Origin of the sequence: Microbacterium sp. BF1, assembly GCF_019279095.1 — a bacterium.
Lineage (GTDB): Bacteria > Actinomycetota > Actinomycetes > Actinomycetales > Microbacteriaceae > Microbacterium > Microbacterium maritypicum.
On the sequence record NZ_JAGYWT010000373.1, the window covers coordinates 1 to 2,481 of the forward strand.

Annotated in this window: 2 protein-coding genes and 1 pseudogene; all 3 read left to right on the plus strand. The window is 68.4% G+C overall.

Going from position 1 to position 2,481, the window contains the following annotated elements:
• Positions 1-188 precede the first annotated feature (188 nt).
• On the plus strand, positions 189-1,139 hold the full coding sequence (locus KZA10_RS12255; protein ID WP_308289663.1) for a glycosyltransferase: 951 nt from the start codon (positions 189-191) through the stop codon (positions 1,137-1,139).
• 159 nt (positions 1,140-1,298) lie between these two features.
• On the plus strand, positions 1,299-1,724 hold the full coding sequence (locus tag KZA10_RS12260) for a YciI family protein (protein WP_218683012.1): 426 nt from the start codon (positions 1,299-1,301) through the stop codon (positions 1,722-1,724).
• A 13-nt stretch (positions 1,725-1,737) separates the two neighbouring features.
• Positions 1,738-2,349: pseudogene (locus KZA10_RS12265) on the plus strand (sigma factor); the annotation flags it as partial.
• Between the last annotated feature and the right edge of the window lie 132 nt (positions 2,350-2,481).

Genomic DNA, 2,481 nt, shown 5'->3' on the forward strand with positions numbered 1-2,481 from the left:
ACGTGGCCATCGAGTCGGCGTTCACCGCGAGGGGTATCGTGATCCGCCGATTGCCCTCTGCTTCATCGATGCCGACACCGACGAGCGCGTCGTGCTCCAGGAGCGCGACCTGTCGGGCAAGACGCACACCCTTCGTCGCGCTGCCGGTGATCCCGGGGAACCCGGATTGGCACCTGACCGAGGAGCCCGTGCTCGTGTACGACGCCGCGGGTGCGGTGGCCGGGGCTCTGCACGGGTTCCGCGGCCTCTACCGGGCCTGGCTCGACACGGTGACCGACGCGTTCGGCGACCGGCAGATCATCGTGATCTGCGAGTCCCGACAGCTGGGCGAGCTCATCGCCGACTGGTCCGACCCGCGCGTGCGCATCCTGCACACGATCCACACCATGCACGTGGAGGCGCCGTACACCCCGGATGCGCCGATGAACACGCTCTGGACGCGGTGGTTCCGCGTGGCGGACAGGTTCGACGCCGTGATCTGGCCGACCGCCACGCAGCGTGACGACGTGGTGGCACGGTTCGGCTCCTCGGCCTCTCACGTCCTGGTGCCGAACCCCATTGCGCCGGTCGAACGCCGCGATGATCTGCGCGAAGACGGCCTGGTGGTCGTGCTCGGCCGCCTCGCACCCGGAAAGCGCATCGATCATGCCATCCGCGCGTTCCTCGCCGCAGGCGTTCCCGGCACCCGGATGGAGATCTGGGGCGGAGGCCCCGAAGAGGACCGACTGCGGGCACTCATCGAAGAGCTCGACGCCGGCGACCGCGTGCTGCTCGCCGGCTACACCGACTCACCGGGGACCGTGCTCGACCGGGCATCGATGATCGTCACCGCGACCGCCTTCGAGGGGCAGCCGTTGTCGATCGTGGAAGCGCTCCTGCACGGTGCGCCCGTCGTGTCGTACGACGCCCGCTACGGCATCCGCGACGTGCTCGAACAGGGCGGCGGCGTGCTGGTCCCCAGCGGCGACGTCGACGCGCTCTCCGAGGCGATCCGCGCACTCCTGACCGACCCGGAACGACTCGCGGTGCTGAGCGCCGAGGCCCCGTCGGTCGCTGCAGCGTGGAGCCCTCAGCGTTCGCTCGACGCGCTCACCGCCGTGATCGCCGATGCTGCCGCGCGCCCGTCGCGTCGCGCTTGACCGTCGCCGAGCGATCCTCGTCGAGGGACCACCCCTCACCGCGCCGCCCGCGAGAACTTTCTTCGGAGAGAATTCCAGGATGATGTCGATCTGGGCCGTTCCCGTTCGACGTCATTGATGAGAGGGTCGAGAGACGGCCCTTCGAACAAGGAGAACATCATAAAGTTCATGCTCATCATGCGCGCGACCGACGAGGCCGTCGAGGCGCACAAGGAGATGCTGTTCGAGCAGGTCATCGAGGCCATGGGCAAGTACAACGAGTCGATGATGAAGGCCGGAGTGCTCGTCGCCGGCGAGGGTCTGACCGACGCCGCCGAGGGTTTCGTGGTCGACTTCAGCGCCGAGAAGCCGCTCATCACCGACGGCCCCTACGGCGAGACCAAGGAGCTGTTCAACGGTTTCTGGATTCTGGAGGTCTCTTCCCGCGAAGAGGCTGCGGAGTGGGCCAGCCGCGCGCCTCTCGGACGCGGGTCATCCCTCGAGGTGCGCAGGGTGACCGGAGTCGAGGACTTCCCCGCCGACAACGAGTGGATCGAGAAGGAAGCCGGCTGGCGCGAGGAGCAGGCTCAGCGCGCCCAGCAGTGAGGCGATAGCGGCGATGCACGCTTCCGCTCACGGTGAGACGGCGCGTTCGGCACCCGACCCCGGGTCTGCCCAACGCGCCGTCTCCGCCGTCTGGCGCATCGAGTCCGCCCGCATCGTCGGTGCTCTCACCCGGATGTTCGGCGACTTCGGTCTCGCGGAAGAGCTGGCCCAGGAAGCGCTCGTCGATGCGCTGCAGCAGTGGCCGACGGAGGGGGTTCCTCGCAACGCCGGTGCCTGGCTCACGGCGGTGGCCAAGCGCAGGGCCGTCGACCGGTGGCGACGGCAGGAGCGCCTCGACGAGCGTCTCGCCCTGCTCGCGCACGACCTCGAGCAGGAACAGGGGAAGGGCGGAGACCTGCTGTGGGATCCGGATGTCGTCGACGACGATGTGCTGCGTCTGATCTTCATCTCCTGCCACCCTGTGCTCTCCCGGGAGGCTCAGGTCGCTCTGACCCTGCGTGTCGTGGGAGGGCTGTCCAGCGAGGAGATCGCGCGCGCCTTCCTGGCGCCGACCGCCACCGTGCAACAGCGCATCGTCCGTGCGAAGAAGACGCTGGCCGCCGCGAACGCCCCGTTCGAGGTTCCCCCGCGTGAGGATCGCACCGATGCGCTGGGCGCGTTCCTCACGCACGTCGCTACGTCGAATCGCTGAGCGCGTACGCGCGCCAGTTCCTCGGTCAGGTCGATCGACCGGACGTCGATTTCATCGAGGGACTGAGCCCCGCCGTCTCGATCGATCAGAAGTCGACGAACCGCA